This is a genomic window from Stenotrophomonas rhizophila (genome assembly GCF_003651185.1).
Classification (GTDB): Bacteria; Pseudomonadota; Gammaproteobacteria; order Xanthomonadales; family Xanthomonadaceae; genus Stenotrophomonas; species Stenotrophomonas maltophilia_Z.
Genome location: NZ_RCDC01000004.1, coordinates 1,858,190 through 1,882,949, shown reverse-complemented (window position 1 = coordinate 1,882,949; position 24,760 = coordinate 1,858,190). Strand labels below are relative to the sequence as shown.

At 67.2% G+C, this 24,760-nt stretch carries 19 protein-coding genes; 8 read left to right on the top strand and 11 right to left on the bottom strand.

The window, feature by feature from the left end; all coding sequences use genetic code 11:
* The first annotated feature begins 80 nt into the window (after positions 1–80).
* Complete coding sequence (locus BCL79_RS08340) at positions 81–1,166, top strand: S41 family peptidase (protein WP_259462121.1); 1,086 nt, start codon at positions 81–83, stop codon at positions 1,164–1,166.
* A gap of 20 nt (positions 1,167–1,186) precedes the next feature.
* On the opposite strand, the gene BCL79_RS08335 is transcribed toward BCL79_RS08340, so the two are convergent.
* Positions 1,187–2,413 (bottom strand): multifunctional CCA addition/repair protein, encoded by a 1,227-nt coding sequence (locus tag BCL79_RS08335; RefSeq protein ID WP_121039822.1) that lies wholly within the window; start codon positions 2,411–2,413, stop codon positions 1,187–1,189.
* Positions 2,414–2,438: 25 nt separating this feature from the next.
* Positions 2,439–4,415 (bottom strand): transglycosylase SLT domain-containing protein, encoded by a 1,977-nt coding sequence (locus tag BCL79_RS08330; protein WP_121039819.1) that lies wholly within the window; start codon positions 4,413–4,415, stop codon positions 2,439–2,441.
* A gap of 544 nt (positions 4,416–4,959) precedes the next feature.
* Here BCL79_RS08330 and BCL79_RS08325 point away from each other — a divergent pair.
* A complete protein-coding gene (locus tag BCL79_RS08325; RefSeq protein WP_121039816.1) occupies positions 4,960–7,833 on the top strand; it encodes a TonB-dependent receptor in 2,874 nt (957 codons plus the stop codon).
* Positions 7,834–8,017: 184 nt separating this feature from the next.
* Positions 8,018–8,644 carry a LysE family translocator gene (locus tag BCL79_RS08320; RefSeq protein ID WP_121039813.1) on the top strand — a complete coding sequence of 209 codons (627 nt, stop codon included), beginning with the start codon at positions 8,018–8,020 and terminating at the stop codon, positions 8,642–8,644.
* A gap of 179 nt (positions 8,645–8,823) precedes the next feature.
* Here BCL79_RS08320 and fhuE read toward each other — a convergent pair whose 3' ends face one another.
* Entirely contained in the window at positions 8,824–10,983 is a 2,160-nt protein-coding gene (gene fhuE, locus BCL79_RS08315) for a ferric-rhodotorulic acid/ferric-coprogen receptor FhuE (protein WP_183073760.1), read from the bottom strand.
* A gap of 384 nt (positions 10,984–11,367) precedes the next feature.
* On the opposite strand from fhuE, the gene BCL79_RS08310 reads away from it, so the two are divergent.
* The 3 genes from BCL79_RS08310 (at position 11,368) to BCL79_RS08300 (ending at position 13,881) form a co-directional block, all read left to right on the top strand.
* Positions 11,368–11,847 carry a VOC family protein gene (locus BCL79_RS08310; RefSeq protein WP_121039810.1) on the top strand — a complete coding sequence of 160 codons (480 nt, stop codon included), beginning with the start codon at positions 11,368–11,370 and terminating at the stop codon, positions 11,845–11,847.
* Positions 11,848–11,950: 103 nt separating this feature from the next.
* Positions 11,951–12,802 carry an AraC family transcriptional regulator gene (locus BCL79_RS08305; protein ID WP_121039807.1) on the top strand — a complete coding sequence of 284 codons (852 nt, stop codon included), beginning with the start codon at positions 11,951–11,953 and terminating at the stop codon, positions 12,800–12,802.
* Entirely contained in the window at positions 12,793–13,881 is a 1,089-nt protein-coding gene (locus BCL79_RS08300) for an alpha/beta hydrolase family protein (protein ID WP_259462120.1), read from the top strand. The genes BCL79_RS08305 and BCL79_RS08300 overlap by 10 nt, the downstream gene beginning before the upstream one ends.
* A 6-nt stretch (positions 13,882–13,887) precedes the next feature.
* On the opposite strand, the gene BCL79_RS08295 is transcribed toward BCL79_RS08300, so the two are convergent.
* Positions 13,888–14,367 carry an Lrp/AsnC family transcriptional regulator gene (locus tag BCL79_RS08295; RefSeq protein WP_121039804.1) on the bottom strand — a complete coding sequence of 160 codons (480 nt, stop codon included), beginning with the start codon at positions 14,365–14,367 and terminating at the stop codon, positions 13,888–13,890.
* Between the two features lie 72 nt (positions 14,368–14,439).
* Between BCL79_RS08295 and BCL79_RS08290 the strand changes: the two genes are divergently transcribed.
* Positions 14,440–15,318 (top strand): EamA family transporter, encoded by an 879-nt coding sequence (locus tag BCL79_RS08290; RefSeq protein ID WP_088432509.1) that lies wholly within the window; start codon positions 14,440–14,442, stop codon positions 15,316–15,318.
* A 5-nt stretch (positions 15,319–15,323) separates the two neighbouring features.
* On the opposite strand, the gene betA is transcribed toward BCL79_RS08290, so the two are convergent.
* From betA to BCL79_RS08255, 7 genes are all read right to left on the bottom strand, one after another.
* Complete coding sequence (gene betA, locus BCL79_RS08285) at positions 15,324–16,994, bottom strand: choline dehydrogenase (RefSeq protein ID WP_121039801.1); 1,671 nt, start codon at positions 16,992–16,994, stop codon at positions 15,324–15,326.
* A 25-nt stretch (positions 16,995–17,019) separates the two neighbouring features.
* Positions 17,020–18,492, bottom strand: coding sequence for a betaine-aldehyde dehydrogenase (gene betB, locus BCL79_RS08280; protein ID WP_121039798.1), 1,473 nt, complete (start codon positions 18,490–18,492; stop codon positions 17,020–17,022).
* 34 nt (positions 18,493–18,526) lie between these two features.
* The gene (gene betT, locus BCL79_RS08275) at positions 18,527–20,506 is read right to left on the bottom strand and encodes a choline BCCT transporter BetT (protein ID WP_121039795.1); all 1,980 of its coding nucleotides are present in this window, start codon (positions 20,504–20,506) and stop codon (positions 18,527–18,529) included.
* Positions 20,507–20,627: 121 nt separating this feature from the next.
* Positions 20,628–21,365 (bottom strand): endonuclease/exonuclease/phosphatase family protein, encoded by a 738-nt coding sequence (locus tag BCL79_RS08270; protein WP_183073759.1) that lies wholly within the window; start codon positions 21,363–21,365, stop codon positions 20,628–20,630.
* A 50-nt stretch (positions 21,366–21,415) separates the two neighbouring features.
* Positions 21,416–22,243, bottom strand: a complete 828-nt coding sequence (locus BCL79_RS08265) for a thiol:disulfide interchange protein DsbA/DsbL (protein WP_121039789.1) — start codon at positions 22,241–22,243, stop codon at positions 21,416–21,418.
* 122 nt (positions 22,244–22,365) lie between these two features.
* Positions 22,366–23,010 (bottom strand): thiol:disulfide interchange protein DsbA/DsbL, encoded by a 645-nt coding sequence (locus BCL79_RS08260; RefSeq protein WP_121039786.1) that lies wholly within the window; start codon positions 23,008–23,010, stop codon positions 22,366–22,368.
* 129 nt (positions 23,011–23,139) lie between these two features.
* Positions 23,140–23,943 (bottom strand): c-type cytochrome, encoded by an 804-nt coding sequence (locus BCL79_RS08255; RefSeq protein WP_121039783.1) that lies wholly within the window; start codon positions 23,941–23,943, stop codon positions 23,140–23,142.
* 155 nt (positions 23,944–24,098) lie between these two features.
* On the opposite strand from BCL79_RS08255, the gene yihA reads away from it, so the two are divergent.
* Positions 24,099–24,722 carry a ribosome biogenesis GTP-binding protein YihA/YsxC gene (gene yihA, locus BCL79_RS08250; RefSeq protein ID WP_121039780.1) on the top strand — a complete coding sequence of 208 codons (624 nt, stop codon included), beginning with the start codon at positions 24,099–24,101 and terminating at the stop codon, positions 24,720–24,722.
* The last annotated feature ends 38 nt before the right edge of the window (positions 24,723–24,760 follow it).

Sequence of the window (24,760 nt, the reverse complement as noted above, 5' to 3'; positions counted from 1 at the left end):
CAGGGCGGAGGACGCGCGCTGTTCTTGTGGCCGTGTGCAGCGATATGCTGCGGCCTGCTCAACTACACGGATGTAGCGCGATGGTGATGTTCCTGCGGTCTCGTTGTACGCGCCCGGCGCTGCTGGCCGGTGTGCTGCTTGCACCGATGGCGAACGCACAGGAGATGCCTGCGCCACCGGTACAGCTGCGGATCGTGGCGGTGCTGGAGCGCGAGGCGCTGTACGGCGACAAGGTCGATTGGCAGGCGCTGCGCACCCGCCTGCAGGCTCCCGATGCTGATCCCGCCAAGACCTGGCCGCTGTTGCGCGATGCCATTGCCGTGAGCAGTGGGGGGCATGGGCGGTGGCTGCCGGCGAGCTACCCGTTGCTGCAGTCCTCTTCAAGCCGCGCCACCGTGGCGGGATCCCAGCCACCGCCGGCAACGCAGCGCACACACGAGCACCGCGCCAAGCAGCAACGCACTGACCAGCAGCGCGATATGGATACGGTCGGCCGGCGCATCGGCTGGATGACGGTGGGCGCCTTCAGCGGTGGTGGACCGGGCGACAGCGTGGCCTGGCAGCGGGCGAGTGTTGCGTTTGCAGGCACGCTGCAGGACGCCATCCGCAGCAAGGACCGCGCGGAGCGATGCGGCTGGGTGGTCGACCTGCGGCGCAACACCGGCGGCAACATGTGGCCGATGTTGCTCGGCCTGGCGCCCTTGCTGGAAGACGCGGGCGGCAATGCACCGCGGGTAGGTGCGTTCACCACGGCCGGCTCGGAGCGGTCCTGGTTCTTGCACGGCGGCGCGGTGTGGTTGGAGCAGAAGAACCTGCTGGATGTTGGCGCGGCCGCGTATCGGCTGCGTCATCCCGGCGCACCGGTGGCGGTGCTGTTCGGGCCGCGCACCGCCAGCGCGGGAGAGGCGACGGCACTGGCGTTCCGTGGGCGTGCCAACACCCGAAGCTTCGGCCAGCCCACGGCAGGCGTCTCCACGGGTAACCGGACCGAGCTGCTGCCTGATGGAAGCGCCTTGCTGGTCACCGGCAACGTCATGGTCGATCGCAACGGCCAGGGCGATGGCAGGAAGATCGCGCCGGATGTGGTGATCGGTGAGGGCGAGGATGCTGCGGCGGCCGCAAGGGACTGGCTGCTGGCGCAACCGGCGTGCGCCAGCGCCACCTGAGGCGTCATCCCAGCCGTCGATCAGCGTGTACGCACCGCGCTGATGGCCTTCACCCGCGCCTTGGCCAGCGCTTCCCCCACCGCCGGCCCCTTCAGCCCGGTCAGATCCAGATCGCGCGCCTGCACGGCAAGCGCTGCCTGGTGCAGGCGCTTGAGCGTTTCACCCTGCGGGTAGTCGCTGGCCTCGAAGCCCAGCCGGCCGCGCTTGTCGGCTTCGCAGCACAGCGCGATCTGCGCGATGCGTTCGGGCCGGCGGAACCCATCGCAGCGGCCGAGCAGCTCCAGCACGGTGGCATCGCGCAGCTCATCGATGCGGTGCACGTTGAGATGGTCGCGGCAGACGGCTTCGGCCAGCTGGCGGTGATCGACCGGCACCTTCAGGCGTTCGGCCACTCCACGCAGCGGGGCGACGCCACGCTGCTCATGCATGATGTGCCGCGGCCATTCGGCCGGTGGGGTCAGGCCTTTGCCGAGGTCGTGGGTCAGCGCGGCGAAGCCGATCAGGTCATCGCCCGGGGCCAGCTGCGCGGCCATGTCGCTGACCATTTCCTGGTGCACGCCGGTATCGACTTCCGGATGGAACTCCGCGCGCTGGGGCACACCGTACAGGGCCTCCAGCTCGGGCAGGATCGCACCCAGTGCCTGGGCGTCATGCAGGGTGCGCAGGAACGCGGACGGCCGCGCGGAGGCGAGGGCACGCCTCAGCTCCTGCCAGACGCGTTCGGGCACCAGCGCATCGAGCTCGCCACTGGCGGCGACCTCCCGCATCAGGGCCATCGTCTCGGCGGCGACGGTGAAGCCGAGGGGCGCAAAGCGCGCCATGAAGCGGGCCGCACGCAGCACCCGCAGGGGATCCTCGACGAAGGCCGGGCCGACGTGGCGCAGCACGCGCTGTTGGATATCACCCACGCCGCCATACGGATCCACCAACGCACCGGTGGCTTCATCGCAGGCGATCGCGTTGATGGTGAAATCGCGACGCTGCAGGTCCTCCTCCAGCGTCACAGCGGGATCGGCATCGACCACGAAGCCGCGGTAGCCGCGGCCGGACTTGCGCTCGGTGCGGGCCAGCGCATATTCCTCACCGGTATCCGGATGCAGGAATACCGGGAAATCGCGGCCCACGGCCTTGTACCCCTGCGCGTCCATCTGCGCCTGGGTGGCCCCGACCACGACCCAGTCGCGGTCGCCGGGTGGACACTGCAAGAGGCGGTCACGCACGGCGCCGCCCACCAGATAGATCTTCATGCGGCCATGATAATCGTCAGTCCGCTCAATCCCCGCCCTTGTCGGCGTTGGCCGCGCAGGCGAAGGTCTTGCGCTTGGCCTGCAGGCGGCCGTTCATGCGGTCGGTCACCGGCAGCGCGTCACCGTTCAAGCGCCAGTCGTAGATCACGCTGAAGGCCAGGATGCGCGCGACGTACTCGCGGGTTTCCTTGTAGCTGATCGTCTCGATCCAGATGTCCGGATCGAACCCCGGACGCTGCGACTGCCAGCGGGCGGTCGGGGTCGGGCCGGCGTTGTAGGCGGCAATGGTGACGTAGGGCAGGCCCTCGTACTTGTTCATCAGCTGGCGCAGGTAGGCCGTGCCGATGGCAATGTTGGTATCGGGGTCGTAGAGGCTGGCAGCGCCGCCGTAGTTGGTCAGGCCGATTGACTTGGCCACTGCCGCACCGGTGGCGGGCAGGACCTGCATCAGGCCCATGGCGTTGGCCGGTGAGCGGGCCTTCGGGTTGAAGATGCTCTCGGCGCGGATTTCCGCGGCCACCCAGGCCGGATCGATGGCATTGCGTGCGGACTCGCGGCGGATGCTGTCGTCGTGGTGCAGCGGGAAGCGCAGCGAATACAGGCGCTGCTCGTCCGGGGTCTTGCCGAGCGAAAACACCGCACGGTCGAACCAGCCGTTGTCGCGGGCGACTTCCACGGCGAGGCGGCGCTGCGTGTTGTCATAGCGGCTCAGCGCATCGTTCCACTCGGCCACGGCCCATCCCGCCCGTTCGATCTTGAACAGTTCCATCGCCCGCACGATCGCCGGGTCACGCGCGACCGCCGCCTGCGCCTGGGCGCTGTCGTTGGGTTCCCACGGGCACAGCGTGTAGTTCTGGCCGAGCTGGTCGGCCGCCAGGAAGCCATGGAAGGTGGCCGCGCGGGCGGCCTCACGGAAGGCCGCCTGCGCTTCGCTGCGTTTGCCGGTCTTGTCCAGCATGCGCGCTTCGAAATAGCGCCAGCGCGAGTCGGCGCGCTGGGTCGGGCCCATCTTGCGGATCGCGGTCAGCGCCGCCGGCCAGTCGCCGCGCGACAGCGCTTCGCGCGCACGCCATTCGTGCAGACGCTCGTCATACGCCGATTCGGGCACCGCATTGAGGCGACGGGCGGAGTCCGGACCGTAGGAGGCCACCGTCCACAGCGCGATCTGGTACAGCACCTGCGCGCGCTGCGCGGCGCTCAGCTGCAGCGCGTCGGCGTACTGCGGCAGCTGCTGTTCGGTGGCCCCCGGGTCGGCCTTGGCTAGTTTGGCCAAGCCATCGGTGGCGATCCGCCGGCTGCGCTCATTGCGCGGCCAGTTCAGCGCGCTGGCATTGGGCTTGTCGACGAAGGCGGCATAGGTGTTGGCCAGGGTCAGATCGGCGGCCGGTAGCCCGCGCGCGGCACTGCGCATCACCGCCGGCTGCTGCTCATCGGCAGCGGCATCGATGCGTGCCCAGCGCAGCTCGGCATTCATGCCGCCCTTGGCATCCAGCACCGCGAACACGGGGTCGCAGGCATCAGGCAAGGATTTGCCGGTGCTGCGCCAGATCGCCTGTGCCTCGCTGACCCACTGCGTATCGGCCTTGCCGGTAGCCTGGCGTGCATTGAGCTGGGCGCAGCGCAGGCCGACGTTGGTCGTGTCGGTCCAGTTGGCCAGCAGGGTCGGCCAGTCCTGGCGCCGCGCCACCGCCGGCAGCCATACGTTGCGGAAGCTGGTGGCTACCGCCTGGCCGTTGTAGCGCTTCAGGAAATCCTGCGCCTGCACGTTGCTGACGGTATCGATGTTGCGCCGCAGATTGGCGAACTCCACCCAGCCATACAGCGGGTGCTTGCTCAGTGCCGCTGCCTGGGCAGGATCGAACTGGCCGCGCTCGGCATTGTCGATCACGGCCTTGAGCTGCGCGCGCTGGGCATCCAGGTTCTGGGCATCGGCCACCGGGCTGACCCCGGTGCAGGCCAGCAGGACGGTCGCGCTGAAGAAATAGAGGGGAAGTCGAGTCATGCGGAAAGCATAACGGGGGCCGGTGAAAGGCGGTGAGGGCAATCCGACTCGAGGATGAACGGGCGCCGCTGGGGCGGTCCATTCGCACACCGGTCCATCGCTCCCCCGGTGACCAGGGACGTTGGAAACACGCGCCGCTCGAAACCCCATCGCATCGACGTGCGGCGGCGCATCTGGACGCCATGCCAACGACCCTCGACGGCTGCGCACGGAAGCCGATTCCGAAGCGCTGGCCAGCGCAATCGCCGAGGTTCCCAGTCGTCACCAGATTCCCGACATCACGCGGACGGCGTTCGCGCAGCAGCGGCACGACGACCGCCCCGGATGCCGTCAATATCCCTCGAAAACAGCAGCATGTGCGCTCGCACAGACCGCACACATGCTGCCCCATAGCCGCGCCCGCGCACAGTCGGCTTTGTCGATTCCCCGTGAAAGCGAGGCGCACGTCACTCCTTCACATTTACAGGTTGTTTACAAAGGAGACACTGCCGCCATGCAGGGGGGAGCGGCAGTCCCGCCCAACATTCCTTTGGAGAGAGAGCGAATGAACAACCTGCATCACCGCCCGTTGGCGGTCGCCGTATCGCTGTGCCTGCTGCTGGCTGCACCGGCCCTGGCCAGCGCGCAGGACGCGCCACGCAGTACGACGGATCTGGACCGGGTGGAAGTGACCGGCAGCCGTATCAAGCGGGCCGAAGTGGAAGGGCAGGTGCCGATCCAGACCCTGACCCGCACCGAGATCGAGCGCACCGGCCTGACCTCGATCGGCGACGTGCTGCAGCAGCTGACCGGCTCCGGCTCGGCGCTCAATGCGAAATTCAATTCCTCGGGCAACTTCGGCTTCCCACCCGATGGCAGTGGCGTGGGTGCGGGGTCGGCCCAGGTCGATCTGCGTCACCTGGGCGCCAAGCGCGTGCTGGTGCTGGTCGATGGCATCCGCTGGGTCAATGAATCTTCCGCGTCCGGCGTGGGCGCGGCGACCGATCTGAACACCATTCCGCTGGCCATCGTCGAGCGCATCGAAGTGCTCGAAGACGGCGCTTCATCACTGTATGGCTCCGACGCGATCGCCGGTGTGGTCAACATCATCACCCGCCGTGAATTCGACGGCGCTCAGGTGACGATGAACTATGGCGAGTACACCAAGGGCGATGGCACCCAGAAGGGCGTGGACCTGGCCTGGGGCACCAGCGGTGACCGCTACACCCTGTTCCTGGGGGCGAGCTGGACCAAGCAGGACCCGGTGTATGCGCGCGATCGCGAGCAGTCGCGCTTCCCGATTCCCGGCACCGGGCTGGCCTTCGGCAGTGGTGGCATTCCGCAGGGGCGCTTCAAGTTCGTCGATCCCGCCACCGGGGCGGTACAGGACATCGTACCCAATACCGGCGTAAGCAGCCCGCGTTACGACGGCAGCGCCGGCTGCGACCGCAGTGATGATTATCACTGCTTCACCTCGGCCGACCGCTTCAACTTCGCCGAGTACAACCTGGTGCTCACCCCGTCCGAGCGGAAAGGCATCTTCGGCCAGTTCCGCTTCGATCTCACCGACGACATCCAGTGGTATATCAAGGCGCTTGGCAATCGCCGCGAGTCCACCAACCAGGCCGGTCCGGAGCCGCTGTTCTTCGGCCCCGATGGCGCCACCGGCAACCCGCTGGCCGACAACATCGTGGTCTCCGGCCTCAACCCGTACAACCCGTTCGGCTTCGATCTGGCCGCCTCGGGCAACATGAGCCTGATCGGCCGTCGCCCTGTTGAAGGCGGCGCGCGCGTGTTCGAGCAGGAGGTCAACACCCAGTACTTCGCCACCGGCCTGGTCGGCCAGTTCCAGGCCGCGGATCGCAGCTGGTTCTGGGACCTCAACGGCATGTACAGCAAGAACAAGGCCGAGCAGACCAACTACGGCAGCTACGACATCTACAAGGTCAACATGGCGCTGGGCGATCCGGCGATCTGTGCGGCCACCCCCGGCTGCGTACCGCTGAACATTTTCGGTGGGGTCGGCTCGATCACCCCGGAGATGCTGCGCTGGATCCAGCCAGTAGTGCGTGACCGCAGCCAGAACGAGCTGAGCCTGTTCACCGCCAACCTGAGCAGCGAGCTGTTCACCCTGCCGGCCGGCCCGGTCTCGTTCGCCACCGGCTATGAGTACCGCAAGTACGAGGGCCGCTACGATCCGGATCCGCTGACCGTGATCGGCCACTACAACGGCGTGCCCTCGCTGCCGACCGCCGGTTCCTACGATGTCAACGAGGCCTACCTGGAGCTGAGCGTGCCGATCTTCGCCAAGAGCGCGCTCGGCGAAAAACTCGACCTGAGCCTTGCGGGGCGCTACTCGGATTACTCCACGTTTGGTGGCGAGTTCACCCCGAAGTACGGCCTGCGCTGGCAGGTGACCAATGACTTCGTGCTGCGCACCAGCTACGCCGAAGGCTTCCGCGCACCGTCCATCGGCGAGCTGTATGGCTCGGCCGCGCGTGCCGATCTGCAGCTGTTCGATCCCTGCTCGGTCGGGCTGGGGGGCACGCCGCCGCGCGGCAGTGCCGCCAACTGTGCCGCACTCGGCGTGCCGGGCGGTTTCCAGCAGGCCAACTCGCAGATCTCGGTCACCACCGGCGGCAACGCGGAACTGGATCCGGAGCGCTCGCGCAGCTTCAGCGCCGGCTTCGTGTGGAGCCCGTGGTTCGGCAGCAATGCGTCCTGGTCGGAGCGCTTCGATGTCGAGCTGACGTTCTACCGCCACCACATCGAAGGCGCGATCCAGGCGATCAACGCGCAGACCCAGCTTGATCTGTGCGTGGACACGCTGGACCCGCTGTACTGCAGTGGCATCACGCGCGCCTCCACCGGGGCGGTCAGCAGCTTCAACAACCGGCTGACCAACCTGGGTTCGATCAAGACCGATGGCTGGGATGTGGATCTGTTCTGGACGCTGCCGCAGACGGAGATCGGGCAGTTCAAGCTCGGTTGGCAGAACACCTTCGTCGGCCGCTATGAGGCGTTGGGGGCCGCCGGGCAGAAGCAGCCGCAGGAGCCCGGCGTGGAAGTGGCCGACAGCTCGATCCCGGAATGGACCAGCAATGCCACGCTGAGCTGGAACCTGTCCAACTGGAACGCCTCCTGGACGGTGCGCCACATCTCCAAGCTCACCGAGGCGTGCGGCGACGTGGCCGCCTTCCCGATCTGCAGCAACCAGGCCGAAGGCACCAACGAACTGTCGGCCACCACCTTCCACGACATGCAGGTGGGCTACAAGATCGACTGGATGAAGGGCCTGCAACTCAGCGCCGGCCTGAACAACGTGTTCGACAAGGATCCGCCGATCTGCCTGTCGTGCTCGCTCAACGGCTATGACGCCTCCACCTACGACATCCCGCGCGGGCGCTACTGGTACGTACGCGCGGACCTGCGGTTCTGATCGCGGGCTGATGCGGAGATGACACGCCGGGGCGCCGTGAGGGCGCCCCGGTGCGTTCCGGGCGGACAACCCGGTTGCGAGGACCGGCCATCTCGCGAGTCCGGCCTGCCGATGCTGTTTCCGTCAGGCATCATTGCGCTGCCGGCCAGCGGCCGGCACTACCTCTCTCTCGAACTGTATTGCCATGAACCTGCATACCTGGTGGATCTTCGCCGTGACCGTGTTCGTCCTGTGCGGCACGCCCGGCCCGAACATGCTGCACGTGATGACCCGCAGCGTGCGCGTCGGCTTCCGCCGCAGTATCGCGGCGATGGCCGGCTGCCTGACCGCGCTGGTATTGGCCCTGGCGATCTCCGCCGCCGGGCTGGGCGCGGTGCTCAAGGCCTCGCCGATGGTGTTCGACGTGTTGCGCTACGCCGGCGTGGCGTACCTGGTGTACCTGGGGATCAAGGCCTGGCGCCGCGGTGATGCGCCGATCGACGTCGGCAGCACCTCGGCGCTGGTGCCCAGTTCACGCACCGTGCTGTTCCGCGATGGATTCATCATCGGCATCAGCAACCCGAAGCTGCTGCTGTTCGCCTCGGCGTTCCTGCCGCAGTTCGTCGATCTCACCCAGCCGCAGCTGCCGCAGTTCGTGATCCTGGTGGGCACCTTCGCGGTGATGGAGATGTTCTGGTACGGGGTGTACGCCGCCGGCGGCCGCGGGCTGGCCGGTTATCTGGCCAAGCCGGGGCTGCGCAAGGTGTTCGACCGCGTGGTCGGCACGATCTTCATCGGGTTCGGGTTGGCGCTGCTGCGCGCCAGGCCGTAGTGCCGGCCGCTGGCCGGCAACCAGGCAGGACTTTCATCGTTCATGAGGCTGCCGGCCAGCGGCCGGCACTACCGAGGTCTGGCCGTGCGGCGCCGCGCGTCCGTTGCGCATCGTGCAAAACGCAGAGAGCCGGGCAATGCCCGGTTCTCCTTTGTTGAAGCGTTACGATCAATGACCGATCAGAACGACCAGTTGAACGTGATCGACCCGTTGCGACCATCGCCGTAGGCACCGTAGCCGGTGATCTGCGAGAGGTACTTCTTGTCCAGCAGATTGTTGAGGTTGGCCTGCACGCTGAACTCCGGGGAGATGCGGTAGCGCACGAAGGCGCTCACCAGCGCGTAGCCTTCCTGTTCGAAGCGGCCAAGCCCCGGGATCGGGTAGTAGATACGGTTCTGCCAGTTGGCACCGCCGCCGACCGTCAGTGCGGTGAGCGACTGCGGGGTGTAGCTCGTAAACAGCTTGAGCGTGGTCTGCGGCAGGTTGGTGTTGATGTCCGCGTCGTTGATGTCCTTGGCCACGTAGCGCGACGCACCAAACGTTGCGTTCCAGCCCGGGGCAAGCTCACCGTTGAGTTCGAACTCAACGCCGCGGCTGACGGTGCCGCGCGCGGCGATGTACGCCGTTTCGAGTTCGTTACCGTCTACCTTGTCCATCGTGGCCTGGCCGACGTTGTCCTGCTCGATGCGGAACACGGCCAGCGAGGCGTTCAGGCGGTTATCGAACCACGCGCCCTTGACGCCCACCTCGTAGCTCTTGCCATCGACCGGGTCCAGATAGCTGCCCGCCTTGGTGCGCAGCGTCTGTGGCTGGAAGATCTCGGTGTAGCTGGCGTAGGTGGAATACGTGTCGTTGAGATCGTAGACCAGGCCGGCATACGGCGTGGTGACCTTGTGCGAGCGGTCCGCGTCTTCGCCCTCGCTTTTCCAATCGGTGTAACGAGCACCCAGGATCAGCTTCAACGGATCGGCCAACGACAGGCGGGTCGCCGCGTAGCCGGCCTTCTGGGTGATGGTGCCCTGGCTGGCCAGGCTCAGCGGGTTCCAGTTCGGTTCCGGGATGTTGCCGGTCCAGTTGAGATAGTTGTCGATCGGGCCCCACGCGGTATTGGTGCCGCCGACCTGGAAGTCACCGTAGTTGGCGTACTCGCGCTTGTTGTAGCTCAGGCCGGCCATGAACTGGTGTTCGCGGCCGAACAGTTGGAACGGGCCTTCCACAAAGCCGTCCACGCTGTCGACCTTGCGCTCGGTGTTGTACAGGCCGGCCATTGGCGTGATGCCGCTGCCGGTGACCTTGTCGAAGGCGGTGTAGGACGGGTAGAACAGCTTGTCGTTGGCATTGGTCTTGTCGTGCGTCGCACCGACCTTGACCTTCCAGTCATTGGCGAAAGCATGTTCCAGCGTGGCGAACAGGCGCTTGCTGGTGGTATCCCAGTAGGTCCACCCCGGGTTCGCACTGAAGGTCTTGTCGTACGGTGTGGGGGTGCCGTCGGAGTACCACATCGGGAAGCCACCCCAGGTCGCGCCGTTCGCGCGCTTCTGCTGGTAGTCATAGCCCACGCTCAGCTGGGTATCCGGGGTCAGGTCGGCATCGATCACCGCATAGCCCAGCGTCTTGTGCTGGTCGTAGCGGTCCATCTGCGATTCGGTATCCAGGTAGCTGCCGATCACGCGCGCACGCACCGAGCCGCTGGCGTTCAGCGGGGTGGTCACATCCACCGTGCTGCGGGTGCGGCCCCAGCTGCCGACATTGACCGACAGGTTGCCGGTCAGCTCGGCGCTGTCGGCGTGCTTGCGGATCAGGTTCACCGAGGCGGACGGGTTGCCGGCGCCGGACAGCAGGCCGGTGGCGCCACGCACCACTTCCACGCGGTCGTACAGGGCCAAATCCAGGCCGGAATCGCCGTAGCTCCAGTTCTGCACCATCTGGGTCGGCAGGCCGTCGAACTGGTAGCTGTCGATGTAGAAACCGCGCGCGTAGAACTCGGTGCGCTCGGTATCGGACTGGGTGCTGCTCACGCCGGTGGTGTTGGCCAGCACGTCGATGATGTCATCGAGGTTCTGATCCTCGATGCGCTGGTGGCTGATGATGCTGACCGACTGCGGGATCTCGCGCGGGGCCAGATCGAAGCGGGTACCGGCCGAGGTCCTGCGGACCGAATAGCCTTCGGCGCGCTCGCCCTTGACCACGATCTTGTCCAGGGTGGTGGTGGCGTCAGGGGTCGCATCCTGCGCGAACGCAGGCGCAACGGCAAGGGCGCACAGGGCCACCATCAAGGCCTGCGGCAGCGGGCGACGGTGCATCGACGGGCGGGACAGCACGTGGGCGTAGCGGGGCATCGGCGTTTCCAGAAAGACGGCAACGGGCATGGCCGGCGTCCTGGGTGGCCTGCGGCGGAGCGGGGTGGGGGCAGGAAGCGGCTGGCGGGGGCGGTGACCCGGCGCGGGCTCGATAACTGTTCACGGGTACGCATCCCTTGCGCGACCCGGATCACACTATGGTAATGGCAATCATTCGCATCATCAACCGCATTCGATCTCATCGATCCCGATGATGGTGGGCAGGGTATCTGCGTATTCATCTTGGCGGGGGTCAGCACGCGGGGGCGAGCAGCATGGGCCGTCGCTATCCACGGCACACCCACGCGGCACCCGCGCGCAGGCTTAACACCGGCGCGCCTACCGTAAGCGGGCGCAATCCATCCTCTGCTCCAGGAGACGCCCATGGTCAGCAAGAACACGATCTGCCTCTGGTTCGACGGTACCGCGCTGGACGCCGCCAGCTTCTACGCCGCCACCTTCCCTGACAGTGCGGTGCACGCGGTGCACCACGCGCCGAGCGATTTTCCCTCCGGCAAACAGGGCGATGTGCTCACCGTCGATTTCACCGTCGCCGGCATCCCCTGCATCGGGCTCAACGGCGGGCCGGCGTTCAAACACAGCGAAGCATTCTCCTTCCAGATCGCCACCGATGACCAGGCCGAAACGGACCGGTTGTGGGCTGCGATCGTCGGCAACGATGGCGAGGAAAGTGCGTGTGGCTGGTGTCGCGATAAATGGGGTCTGTCCTGGCAGATCACGCCGCGGGTACTGACCGACGCGGTGACCAGCAAGGACCCCGCCGTGGCCCGGCGCGCGTTCGAGGCGATGATGACCATGCGCAGGATCGACGTGGCGGCCATCGAAGCGGCGGTGAGGGGCTGAGACAACACGCGCGGCGCGTTGCCGCGGACAGCAAGAACGATCAAATGGCGTAGCGCGCGCTGGGTTACGCTGCGGTCCCGTTCATCGGCATGGATCTGGCGGTATGGGTGCGGCACGCAGGGCCCTGTGGTACATCGAAAGCCACTTCGCTGAAAACCCGTCGCTGGCCGATATCGCCCGCGTGGTGGGGGTGTCGCCGTTCCATCTCTCGCGGCTGTTCCAGCTCAGCACCGGCACCTCGGTGGTGCGCTATCTGCGTGGCCGCCGGCTGACCCACGCCGCATATCAGTTGGCGGCCGGGGCTGATGGCATCCTGGAGGTGGCCATCGCTGCTGGTTACGCCTCGCATGCAGCCTTTACCCGCGCATTCTCCGAGCAGTTTGGGCGATCGCCCGAGCAGGTGCGGGAGCAGGGGCTGGGCGGAGTGGTGCTGGTCGAGGCATTGAAACTGATCGACTCCTCGACACCCTGCATGATCGAACCGCATCGCGTGCACCGTGGCGCACTGCGCGTGGCCGGGATCGGTGCGCGCCACACCGCCGCGATCGTCGCATCGATTCCTTCGCAATGGCAGCGCCTGGACGAGGCGCATGGGCTGGGCGCGGAGATCGCCTTTGGTGTGTGCGGCAACAATGACGTTGATGGTGGCTTTGACTACATCGCCGGCGTGGAGATCAGTGCATCCGCGCCCGTGCCCGCCGGCTGCCAGGCGATATCGATCGCGCCCCGCGAGTACCTGGTGGCCTGGCATGCCGCGCACATTTCCGCGATCCGCTCCACCTGGTTCTGGTTGTTGAATGACTATCTGCCGGCGTCCGGCCTGACCCTGGCCGACGCACCGGACCTGGAGCGCTACGACACGCGCTTCGATGACCGCAGTGGCCACGGCGGTGTGGAGATCTGGCTGCCGCTGGCCGACACGTTGCACCCCAAGGAGAGTGACCCATGCGAATGACCGCCCGTTGTTGTGCCGCGCTGCTGGCGCTCTGCCTGCCCCTGTTTGCCGCTGGGGCCGTGCCGCCCGTCGGCGAGCGGCACGGCGTTGCACATACGCCCAGTGCGGCCGTGCGCGATGCCGACCACCGCGACAGCGTGCGCTACACCGTGTGGTACCCGGCACAGCCCGGGGCGCAGGAAACCGCGCTGACGATCGGCCCGCCCGATGCGCCGTTGTTCGAGGTGGGCACGGCCGCCGCCGATGCCGCCATCGCCAACGGACGCTGGCCGGTGCTGCTGCTCTCGCACGGCAACGGCGGCAGCGCACGGATGATGGGCTGGTTCGGTACCGCGATGGCGCGGGCCGGATATGTGGTGATCGCGGTGGATCATCCCGGCAACAACGGGGTGGACCCGATGACCGAGGCCGGCAGCATCCTGATGTGGAACCGTGTGGATGACCTGGCTGCCGCGCTGGCTGCCGTGCAGGCCGACCCCGCGCTGGCGGCGGAGATCGATGCCACGCGGTTGGGCATCGCGGGCTATTCGGCTGGCGGGTTCACTGCCTTGGTTGCCGCGGGCGCACGCCCGGATCTGCAGCGGCTGCTGGCGTTCTGCCGCGCGCATCCTGACGACGGCGTCTGCGCGCCGCAGGCCGAGACTCCGTCACTGACCCTGGCGCGTCGGATGACCGCCGCGGCGACACCGGAACTGGCCCCGTGGGTGGCCAAGGCCGGTGAGGACCGCGCCATTGCCGGGGTACGTGCGGTAGTGCTGATCGCGCCGGCCATGGTGCAGGCCTTCGCCCCGGAGGAACTGGAGAAGGTGAGCCAGCCGGTATCGATCATCGTCGGTGCGGCCGACACGGTGGCCTCACCGGCCACCAACAGCGACATCGCGGCCGCAGGACTGCCGAAGGCGAGGCTGACCACCTTGCCCGCGGTCGGGCACTACGACTTCCTGTCCAGCTGCACCGCCCTGGGCCAGACCCGCGTCGGTGCACTCTGCCAGGTGGTGGCGGACAAGCAGGCCACCCACGGGGCCGCGATCACGGAAGCGACGGCGTTGTTCGATGCCGCGCTGGCGGCCACGCGCTGACCCGGATCACTCGGCGAGGGGAACCGCCAGGCTGCGCTTGAGCGTACTCAGCGCCACCGCGGTGCGGAAGCGCTCGATGTTGTCGTCGTTGCCGAACAGCCGCTCGCTGATCGCTTCGTATTCTTCCATCGAGGTGGCGGTCAGGATCAGCAGGAAATCGGCGTCGCCAGTGATCGCGTAGCACTGCTGCACGGCGGGGTCCTCCTGCACGCGGCGACGGAACGGCGCGACCCGATGTGGTTGCTCGCTGGCGACCCGGACCTCGACCATGATCGTCAGCGGCCGGCCCAGCCGGGCCTGGTCCAGCACGGCGACGTTGCCACGGATGATGCCGGTCTCTTCCAGGCGCTTGATCCGTCGCTGCACCGCCGGGGCAGAGAGGCTCACCGCCTCGGCGATCTCGCGCTGTGGGGTGGCGTTGTCGCGCTGCAGGATCGCCAGGATGGCGCGGTCGAAGCTGTCAGGGGGGTAGGGGAAGGCGGACATGGTGAGTGAAACATGCAGGAAGGCCCCTGCAATTGAGCATCTCCTTCGGCCGTTGCGCAATATCCTGTGCGGATGTCGACCTCCCGCCTCTCCAGCTTCTTCCCCGCCCTTGCCGTGCTCGGCTCGGTCACCTCCTTGGCCGTGGGCACCTCGTATGCCAAACAGCTGTTCCCGCTGATCGGTGCGCAGGGCACCAGCGCGCTGCGCGTGGGTTTCTCGGCGCTGGTGCTGCTGATGGTGTTCCGGCCGTGGCGCTGGACCACCTCGCGCGCCGATGCCGGGGCGATCGTCCGTTACGGCATCACGCTCGGGGTGATGAACCTGCTGTTCTACATGGCGCTGCGCACGATTCCGTTCGGCATCGCGGTGGCGATCGAATTCTGCGGGCCGTTGGCGGTGGCGATGTGGTCCTCGCGGCGGCCGGTCGATTTCGTCTGGGTCGGCTGCGCGCTGGTCGGGCTGTTGCTGCTGCTGCCGCTGGGCCATGGTGAGCCACTGGACCCGGTCGGGGTGATGTTCGCGCTGGGCGCGGCGGTGTGCTGGGCGATGTACATCATCTTCGGCAAGCGCGCCGGGCATCTGCCGGCCGGGCACACGGTCTCGCTGGGGCTGTGCGCGGCGGCGCTGGTGGTGGTGCCGGTGGGCGTGGCGCACGCGGGCATGGCACTGCTGGATCCGAAGATCCTGCTGTTCGGCCTCGGCGTGGCGATCGTCTCCAGCGCGATCCCGATGTCGCTGGAGATGATGGCGCTCAAGCGGCTGCCGAAGGAGACCTTCGGCATCCTGATCAGCATGGAGCCGGCCGTCGCGGCGCTGCTGGCGATGGGGCTGCTGGCCGAGCACCTGACCACGCTGCAATGGGCGGCGATCGGCTGCACCGTGGTGGCCTCGGTAGGGAGCACGTTGACGGCGAAGCGGGTGGTGGTGCCGTTGCCGGGTGCGCCGGCGTAATGCCCTCAGCGCCTGGCCGGTGCGTCCCCGGCCACGTAATAGGCCGCCGTGCTGCGCGGCAGCGGTGCACGCCCGCGGATCCGGTCGGCGATCTTCTCGGCGATCATGATCGTAGTGGCGTTGAGGTTGCCGGTGATGATCCGCGGCATGATCGAGGCATCGACCACACGCAGGCTTTCCATGCCATGCACGCGGCCCTGGCCATCCACCACGCTCATCGCATCGGTGCCCATCGCGCACGAGCACGACGGGTGATACGCGGTCTCCGCATGGGCGCGCACGAAGGCATCCAGTTCGGCATCGCTCTGGCACTCGGCACTCGGGCTGATTTCGCGCCCGCGGTATTCGTCCAGGGCGGGCTGGGCGATGATCTCGCGGGTGATGCGGATCGCATCGCGGAACTCCTGCCAGTCCTGGTCGGTGGACTGGTAGTTGAACAGGATCGAGGGATGCTCACGCGGGTCCAGCGACTTGGCATGCACGTGGCCGCGGCTGGGCGTGCGCATCGAGCCCACATGCGCCTGGAAGCCGTGTTCCTTGACCGCATTGGTGCCGTTGTAATTGATGGCCACCGGCAGGAAGTGGTACTGGATGTTGGGCCAGTCGAACTCCTCGCGGGTGCGGATGAAACCACCGGCTTCGAACTGGTTGCTGGCACCGATGCCGGTGCCGGCGAACAGCCATTCCGCACCGATCGCCGGCTGGTTCCACCACTGCAGCGCCGGGTACAGCGAGACCGGCTTCTTGCAGGCGTACTGCATGTACACCTCCAGGTGATCCTGCAGGTTCTCGCCGACGCCGGGCAGGTCGTGCACCAGCGGCACCCCAAGGGCGGCCAGCAATGCCGGCGCGCCCACGCCGGAGCGCTGCAGGATCTGCGGCGAGGCGATCGCACCGGCACACAGCAGCACCTCGCGGCGGGCGGTGGCGTCAATCGGCTCGGCGCTGCTGCCGGCCAGGTAGCGCACGCCCACCGCGCGCTTGCCGGCGAACAGGATGCGGTCGGTGGTGGCGTGCACCACGATCTCCAGTCCCTCACGGTCCTTGGCCATGTCCAGATAGCCGCGTGCGGTACTGGAGCGGCGTCCGCGCGGGGTCACCGTGCGGTCCATCGGGCCGAAGCCTTCCTGCTGGTAGCCGTTGAGGTCATCGGTACGCGGGTAGCCAGCCTGCACACCGGCCTCGACCATCGCGTGGAACAGCACGTTGTTGCCGTTCTTCGGCGTGGCCACGCTGACCGGCCCGTCGCCGCCGTGGTAATCGTTGGCCCCGATGTCGCGCGTTTCCGCCTTGCGGAAGTACGGCAGCACGTCGTGGTAGCTCCAGTCCTCCAGGCCGTCGAAGCTGGCCCACTGGTCGAAGTCCATCGCGTTGCCGCGGATGTAGCACATGCCGTTGATCAGCGAGGAACCGCCCAGGCCCTTGCCGCGGCCGCACTCCATGCGCCGGTTGTCCATGTAGGGCTCCGGCTCGGTTTCATACGCCCAGTTGTAGCGGCGGCCCTGCAGCGGATAAGCCAGTGCGGCCGGCATCTGGGTGCGGAAATCCATCCGGTAGTCCGGCCCACCGGCTTCCAGCAGCAGCACGCTGACCCCGGCGTCTTCGGTCAGGCGCGCGGCCAGCGTGTTGCCGGCCGACCCGGCGCCGATGATGATGTAGTCGTATTCGCGCTTCATCGCGGTGTCTCCTGGTAAGGCCGGCTCAGAACACCGACGCGTAGCGGTCCAGCTCGATCTGGATGGATTTGGTGCGGGTGTAGGCGCGCAGCGTGGCCAGCCCGTTTTCGCGGCCGACGCCGGATTGCTTGTAGCCGCCCACCGGCATCTGCGCCGGCGATTCGCCCCAGCTGTTGACCCAGCAGATGCCGGCCTCGAGCTGGTGGATCACCCGATGCGCGCGCGCCAGGTCCGGCGTCACCACACCGGCGGCGAGACCGTAATCGGTGTCGTTGGCGCGGCGCACGGCTTCGTCTTCGTCGTCATAGGCGAGCAGGCTCATCACCGGCCCGAAGATCTCTTCGCGCACGATGCGCATGTCATCGCGGCAATCGCTGAAGATGGTCGGTGCCACATAGCAGCCTTTGCCCAACGCGCCGTCGGTCAACCGTTCGCCGCCGCAGACCAGCCGTGCACCCTCGGCCTTGCCGCTGCCGATGTGCTCCAGCACGCGCTGCATGTGGGCGGCGCTGACCAGCGGGCCGAAGTTGGTGTCCTTGGCCAGTGGGTCGCCGATGCGGATGCGCTGGACCCGTTCCAGCAGCTTGGCTTCGAACGCGGCCAGCGCGCTGCGCGGAACGAACACGCGGGTACCGTTGGTGCACACCTGGCCGGAGCTGTAGAAGTTGGCCATCATCGCCACGTCGGCGGCCAGGTCCAGATCGGCGTCCGCGCAGATGATCAGTGGCGACTTGCCGCCCAGCTCCATGGTGACGTCCTTGAGCGTGGAGCTGGAGGCACTGGCCATCACCTTGCGGCCGGTCGCGGTGCCGCCGGTGAAGGAGATCTTCTCGATCAGCGGGTGCTCGGTCAGGGCCGAACCGACGCCGGCACCATCGCCGGGCAACACGTTGAACACGCCATCGGGCAGACCGGCCTCGGTGAAGATCTCCGCCAGCTTCAGCGCGGTCAACGGCGTCACTTCGCTGGGCTTGAAGATCATTGCGTTGCCGGCGGCCAGCGCCGGGGCGGCCTTCCACAGCGCGATCTGGATCGGGTAGTTCCAAGCGCCGATCGCGCCGACCACGCCCAACGGCTCCTGCCGGGTGTAGAAGAAGCTCGCCTCGCGCAGCGGCACCTGGCTGCCTTCGAGACCGTGCATGACGCCGGCGTAGTACTCCAGCACGTCCGCGCCGGTGACCACGTCCACACTGAGCGTTTCGCTCAGGGCCTTGCCGGTGTTGCGCGATTCCAGCTCGGCCAGCGGATCGTTGCGCTCGCGCAGCAGTGCCACCGCCCGCAGCAGGATGCGCGAGCGTTCCACGGTGGTCAGCGCGGCCCACACTTTCTGGCCGGCCTGGGCGCTCTCCACGGCAGCGTCGAGATCGTCGCTGTTGGCGCTGTGGACATTGGCGAGCAGCTCGCCGTTGGCCGGGTTGATGACCTGGAAGGTCTTTCCGCCCTGGGAGGGAACGTAGCGGCCGCCGATGTACAGCAGCTGGTCGGGGAGGGTAGGCATGTCGATGACTCCTTTGCAGCGGGAGATCAGTGCGTCAACGCGTGAGATGCAGGAACTGCAGGTGACGCTCGTACTGATCGATGATGTCGTTGATGATCTGCTGGCGGCTGTAGCCGAACAGCTCGTAGTCCTGTCCACCTTCATAGAGGTGCACTTCGGCGCGGTAGTAACGCTGGTTGCGGAAGCGCTGCGCGGCGAACGAAGGCGTGAGGTAGCCGCGCATGATCACCTGGTAGGTGAAGACCTGTTGTTCGCCATGGTCCACCAGCAGCTCCATGTGACCCGGCTCGAACTTCGTCTGCACATCCAGGCCCTGTTCGAGCAGCTGCGCCGCGACGGCTTCGATCGCCGGCTTCACATCGGTATCCATGAACCGGTACACCTCGTCGCGGACCGGGAAATGCACCGCCTGGGTGATGCGCTGGCGCCAGCCGCGCTGATGCCGCGATTGCCCGATCAACGGGATCGGCGAGTACTGCGAGGCCTTCTTGCGCTGCGACTCTTCGCCCAGTGCACGGGTCAAGCCCCACAGCATCAGCAGCAACACCACCGAGAACGGCAACGAGGCCAGCACCACCGCGGATTTGAGCGCATCCATGCTGCCGGCCAGCAGCAGCCCGGCGGTGACCAGACCGGTCATCACGCCCCAGAACACACGCAGCCAGCGCGGACCGTCGTCTTCCGGATTGCCGCCCTGCGAGGACAGCGTGGACAGCACCACCGTGCCGGAATCGGCCGAGGTGACGAAGAAGATGAAGCTGACGATCACCGTGACCGCGATGACGGTGCGGCTCCACGGGTAGCTTTCCAGCAGCGCGTACAACACGGTCGGTGGGTTCTCCACCGCCATCTGCGCCAGGTGCACCTGGTCGTGGTGCAGAATCTGATCCAGCGCGCTGTTGCCGAAGATCGACAGCCAGGCCAGGGTGAAGCCCAGCGGGATCAGCAGCACGCCGAGCACGAACTCGCGGATGGTGCGGCCGCGCGAGATGCGCGCGATGAACAAGCCTACGAACGGCGCCCAGCCGATCCACCAGGCCCAGTAGAACACCGTCCAGTTGCCCAGCCAGTCCGGGCGCCCGCCGTAGGCGTACACATCGAAGCTCTTGCCGACCACGTTGCCCAGGTAGTCGCCCATGTTCTGCATGAAGGCATTGAGCAGGTACTGGGTGGGGCCGGCGAACAGCATGAACAGCAGCAGCGAGATCGCCAGCAGCATGTTGATGTTGGACATCCAGCGCACGCCCTTTTCCACCCCGGACACGGCCACGGTGATCGCCGCGCCCATCATCAGCACGATCAGCCCGACCTGCACCCAGGCGGCGTGCGGCACCGGGAACAAAGTGTTCAGGCCGGCGTTGAGATGCAGCACGCCAAAGCCCATGTCCGCGCCGAGGCCGAACACGGTGGCCACGATGCCCAGGGCATCCACGGTGTAGCCGATCGGCCCGTTGATGCGCTTGCCGATCAATGGATACAGCGCCGAGCGCAGCGCCAGGGGCAGGTTGTGGCGGTAGGCGAAGTAGGCCAGCGCCATCGCGGCCAGCGCGAACACGCCCCAGCCGTGCAGGCCCCAATGCAGGAACAGCAGCTGCATCGCTTGGCGCGCGCTGGCCTCGCCGCTGCCGGTGCCGCCCTGCGGCGGCAACAGGTAGTGGGTCAGCGGCTCGGAGACGCAGAAGAAGAACAGGGTGATGCTGATGCCGGCGGCGAACAACATGCCGGCCCAGGACAGATAGCTGAACTCCGGCTCGTCATGGTCCGCGCCCAGCTTGACGTTGCCATAGCCGGACAGCGCCACGCCGACCACGAACACCAGGTACACGGTCATCGCCAGCAGGTAATACCAGCCGACATTGCGCGAGGCCCAGGTCTGGGCATCGAGCAGCATCACGCCGGCATCGATGGGAAACACGGTGACCAGAATGGCGAATGCCGCCACGATCGTGGCGGCAAGCAGGAACACGGGTCGAAGCGTGCGCACCTCGGGCAGAGGCGGCTCCACGGTACTCATGGGGTGGGGGATACTCCCGGTGCCGGAGCGGCAGACGGCGGGATTTATCGCACAGGCGCTGTGGACAGCCTGTTTACACCGCCATCAGCCCCGCCGCGCAAGGGCGGCGGGTATACCTGCGTCAGCGCAGCGCGCTGCTGGGCACGTCGATCGACATCGCCAGGGCGAGGTGATCGGAGAACGCGGCCGGTACGGCTTCGGCACTGCGTTGCTGCAGGCCGTCGCTGAGCAGGATGTGGTCGATCGCCCGGTCCGGGCGCCAGCTGGGGAAGGTCGGCACCACGCAGCCCGGCGGCTGCAGCGTCGTCTTCTGGTACAGCACCTGCATTTCCGGGCGTTCGGCCAGGCAGTTGAAATCGCCCATCAGCACGGCATTGGGGTGGTCGGCAAGCAGATCGGCAATAAAGGCCAATTGCGACATGCGCGAATTGGTCCCCAACGACAGATGCGCCACCGCCACCGCCAGGCCCTGGCTGCCTTCACCGAACTTGGCCAGCAGCACGCCGCGCCCGCCGATCCGGCCGGGCAGGGCGTGGTCCTGGACCTCGACCGGCTCGAGCTTGCTGAGCAGGCCGTTGGCGCTGGAGGCCACCCCGCCCATGCGGCGGTTGGGCTGGTGGCTCCAGTAATTGAAGCCCGCGCGCTCGGCGAGGTAGTGGGTTTGGTTGGTGAAGCCCGAGCGCAGGCTGCCGGGGTCGGCTTCCTGCAGGCCGACGATGTCGTGTTCGCGGGCCATCTGCGCGATGGCATCCAGGCTGGTTCGTTTGCGCCCGGCCGGCAGTGCGTGCGACCAGCTGCGGGTCACGTAGTCACTGTAGCGGCGGGTGCTCGAACCGGCCTGGATGTTGGCCGTCAGCAGGCGCAGGGTCCGCGTGTGGGGGAAGGTCACGACGGTTCGCTATCGCTGGCTCAGTTGGCCTTGCCGGCGCGTTCGCGCGCGATCAGGTGATCGGCGATGCGCAGCATGTCCGGGAAGCCCTTGCCCTTGACCAGGTACTTGCCGTTGACGATCACCGACGGGGTGCCGGAGATCTTGCTGCGCTGGGCGAACTGCTTGGCCGAGTTGGTCTTGGCGTTGACGGCGAAGCTGCCCATCATCGCGGCGAACTGCTTCGGGTCGGCGCCGTGCTTGCCGTAGAAGTTGGCGATGTCCTCGACCGAATCACGGCCGCGCTCGCCCTTCAGGCTCTGCTCGGCATGGATCGCGGCGTACATGGCTTCGTGGGTCTTTTCCTGCAGGCCCATCGCCTGCGCGGCATAGAACGCACGGCCGTAGTCATCCCAGGTACCGCCGAACATGGCCGGCACGTAGACGAAATTGACGTCGCTCGGCAGACCGGCCTTCCACGGCCCGATCAGCGGCTGGAACGCGGCGCAGGCCGGGCATACGTAACCGAAGATTTCGGCGACTTCGATCTTGCCGGTGGCCGGCTGGAACGGCTGGCCGTTCTCGATCACCACATAGTCGGTGCCGGCAACCGGCTCCGGGCCGGTCGGGCGCGACGAGGCCGGCGCCGGCGCCGGGGTGGTGGCTTCGGCAGCGGCGGTCTCGGCGGCGGCAGTTTCACCGCTGGCGGCCGGGGCCTGCTCGCTCGGGGGGGCCGTTTCGGTGGCCGGGGTGCTGCTCGGTGCGGCCGGCTCAGCCGGGGCGGTGGTGTTGGCGGTACCGTCCTGGGCCTTGCAGGCAGCCAGGATCGGCAGCAGGGCCATGAGCGTAATGGCGAAACGGGTCTTCATCGAAGCATCTCCAGCGGATGAGCATGGTGGGGCCGATGCTGGGAGCACCGGCCAGGGAAGCATGATGACACGCGGAAACGAGCGTCCCGCGTGCACGGTGCGTGATGGTTCAGCGAGCGCTGTTAGAGCGCCTTGCCGCTGCGCGCACGGGCGATCAGGGCATCTGCGTTGCGCAGCATCGACTCGAACGAGTCGCCCTTGACCAGGTACACGCCATTGACGATCAGCGTCGGCGTGCCGGGCACCTTGGTGCGCAGGGCGAAGGCACGGGCGGCCTTGACCTTGGCATCCACGGCGTCGCTCTTGAGCGCGGTGATGTACTGCGCCGGGGCCACGCCGAAGCCCTGGTAGAACGCGGCCAGTTCATCCGGCGAGACGTTCTGCATCGGCAGCGATCCCTTCTCATGCAGGGCATCGAACATCGCGCGGTGGCTGCGCTTGGCCACACCCAGCTGGTCGGCAGCGTAGTAGGCGCGGGCAAACGAATCCCACACGCCCCCGAAAGCGGCCGGCACCGGGGTGAAGCGGACATCCTTGGGCAGCTTGGCGGCCCAGGCTTCCAGCTGCGGTTCGAAGTGCGCGCAGTGCGGGCAGGTGTAGCCGAACATCTCCACGACTTCGATCTTGCCGGCCAGCGGCGCGAACGGACCGGCGTCGGCGATCCGTTCGTAATCCTTGCCCTCCACCAGCGGTGTCGGGGTGGCGGCGAGGGTGGTCAACGGGCTCAGGGCCAGCAGCAACAACATCAGGCGGGGCATCAACGTCATCTACATCCATCTCCATACAGAAAAAACGACGCCGGCCCAGTCGCCGGCGTGCCAGTGAACATACCCCGCCGGCCGGGGTGGCCGCATCCGTCATCCGACCAAGGGAATGCGCTGCGGCGTGGGCGGTCGTTACGGTGGTGCCTGCGTGCCTCCGGCGAGCGGCGTGGCCGCAGCGGCGACGTCATCTGCCCGGTTGTGCAGCCCCTGCAGGTAGCTGGCCAAAGCCTGGATCTCCTGCTCGGTCAACGACTTGGCGATCGTGGCCATGATCTGGAAGTGGGCCTTGTCGGTTTCCTGGGTGGTTCCGGCCTGGTACTCCTGCAGCCGCCGTGCGACATACGCCGCGTGCTGGCCACTGATATGCGGGTAGGCCGGGCCGGGGTTGCCGGCGCCGGTGGGGCCGTGGCACGCCATGCAGGCCGGGATGCCGCGCTCGGCGTCGCCGCCGCGATACAGCTGCTGGCCGATCTCGTAGAACTTCTTGCCGGCGTACGGGCCCTCGGTCACCGCACCATCGTCGGCGATGCCGGCCGTGGCCTTCTGCGTGGCGAAGTAGGCGCCGATGTCGCGCATGTCCTGCGGAGTGAGGTCCTGCACGAACGGCACCATCGCCGCCGAGGCCCCGGAGGTGCGCTGGCCATTGGCGATCAGGGCCATCTGCTGGGCACTGTAGCGTTCGCTCTGGCCGGCGATGCTCGGGTACATCTCCACTGTCGAGTTGCCGTCGGCCGAATGGCAGGCCGCGCAGGCCGCGGCCTTGGTCTGCCCGGCCTTGGGATCGCCCCAGGTGGTTTTGCTGAAATCGACCTCCAGCGAGGCGGTCTTGATCGGCCCGTTGTCCGGCAACGGGGTGATCGAGGTCTGGGCAACGGCAACGGCGGCGAGCAGCGAGACAGCAAGTGCGGAAACGGCAAGAACGCGAGCATGGCGCATGCGGAAGCTCCGTGTGGACCGGCCTGGCGGTTGCGGGACCGCAACCACGGGGATCGCCCGATTATCAACGCCGTTTCCCGCCACGGTCAACGCAGGGTGCAGCAAAACCGAGCGCAGACAGCGCGGATCGGGCCCGGACATGCGATCCTATGCCCATGTCATTGCTCCTCGAACGCGCCCAATACCTGCTTTCGGCCCACAACACCCGGCAATTGCCGGAGGACGTGGGCGCGGAAGTCGCCTTTGCCGGTCGCTCAAACGCCGGCAAGTCCAGTGCCCTCAACGCCCTGACCCGCCAGAACAGCCTGGCCCGGGTCTCCAAGACCCCCGGCCGCACCCAGCAGCTGGTGTTCTTCGAGGTCACCCCGGAGGCCAAACTGGTCGATCTGCCCGGTTACGGCTACGCCAAGGTCCCGCTGGACCTGCAGGCGCACTGGCAGGCCTTCATCGACCAGTACTTCCGTACCCGCGAGGCCCTGCGTGGCCTGGTGGTGGTGATGGACATCCGTCACCCGCTGAGGGACTACGACCGCCAGATGCTCGCCTATGCGGTGCAGCGCGGCCTGCCGGCGCACGCGCTGCTGACCAAGGCCGACAAGCTCGGCCGTGGCCAGCAGGGCATCGCGCTGCAGAAGGTGCGCAAGGAGCTGCAGTCCTCCTTCGGCGATACCGTCAGCGTGCAGACCTTCTCCGGCCCCGCCCGCCAGGGCGTGGATGAAGCCCGTGGGATCATCGGCGGCTGGCTGGGCCTGAACAAGCCGGCGCCGGAAGCGAGCTGACCGCTCGCCCGTAGATCCACGCCATGCGTGGATCTACC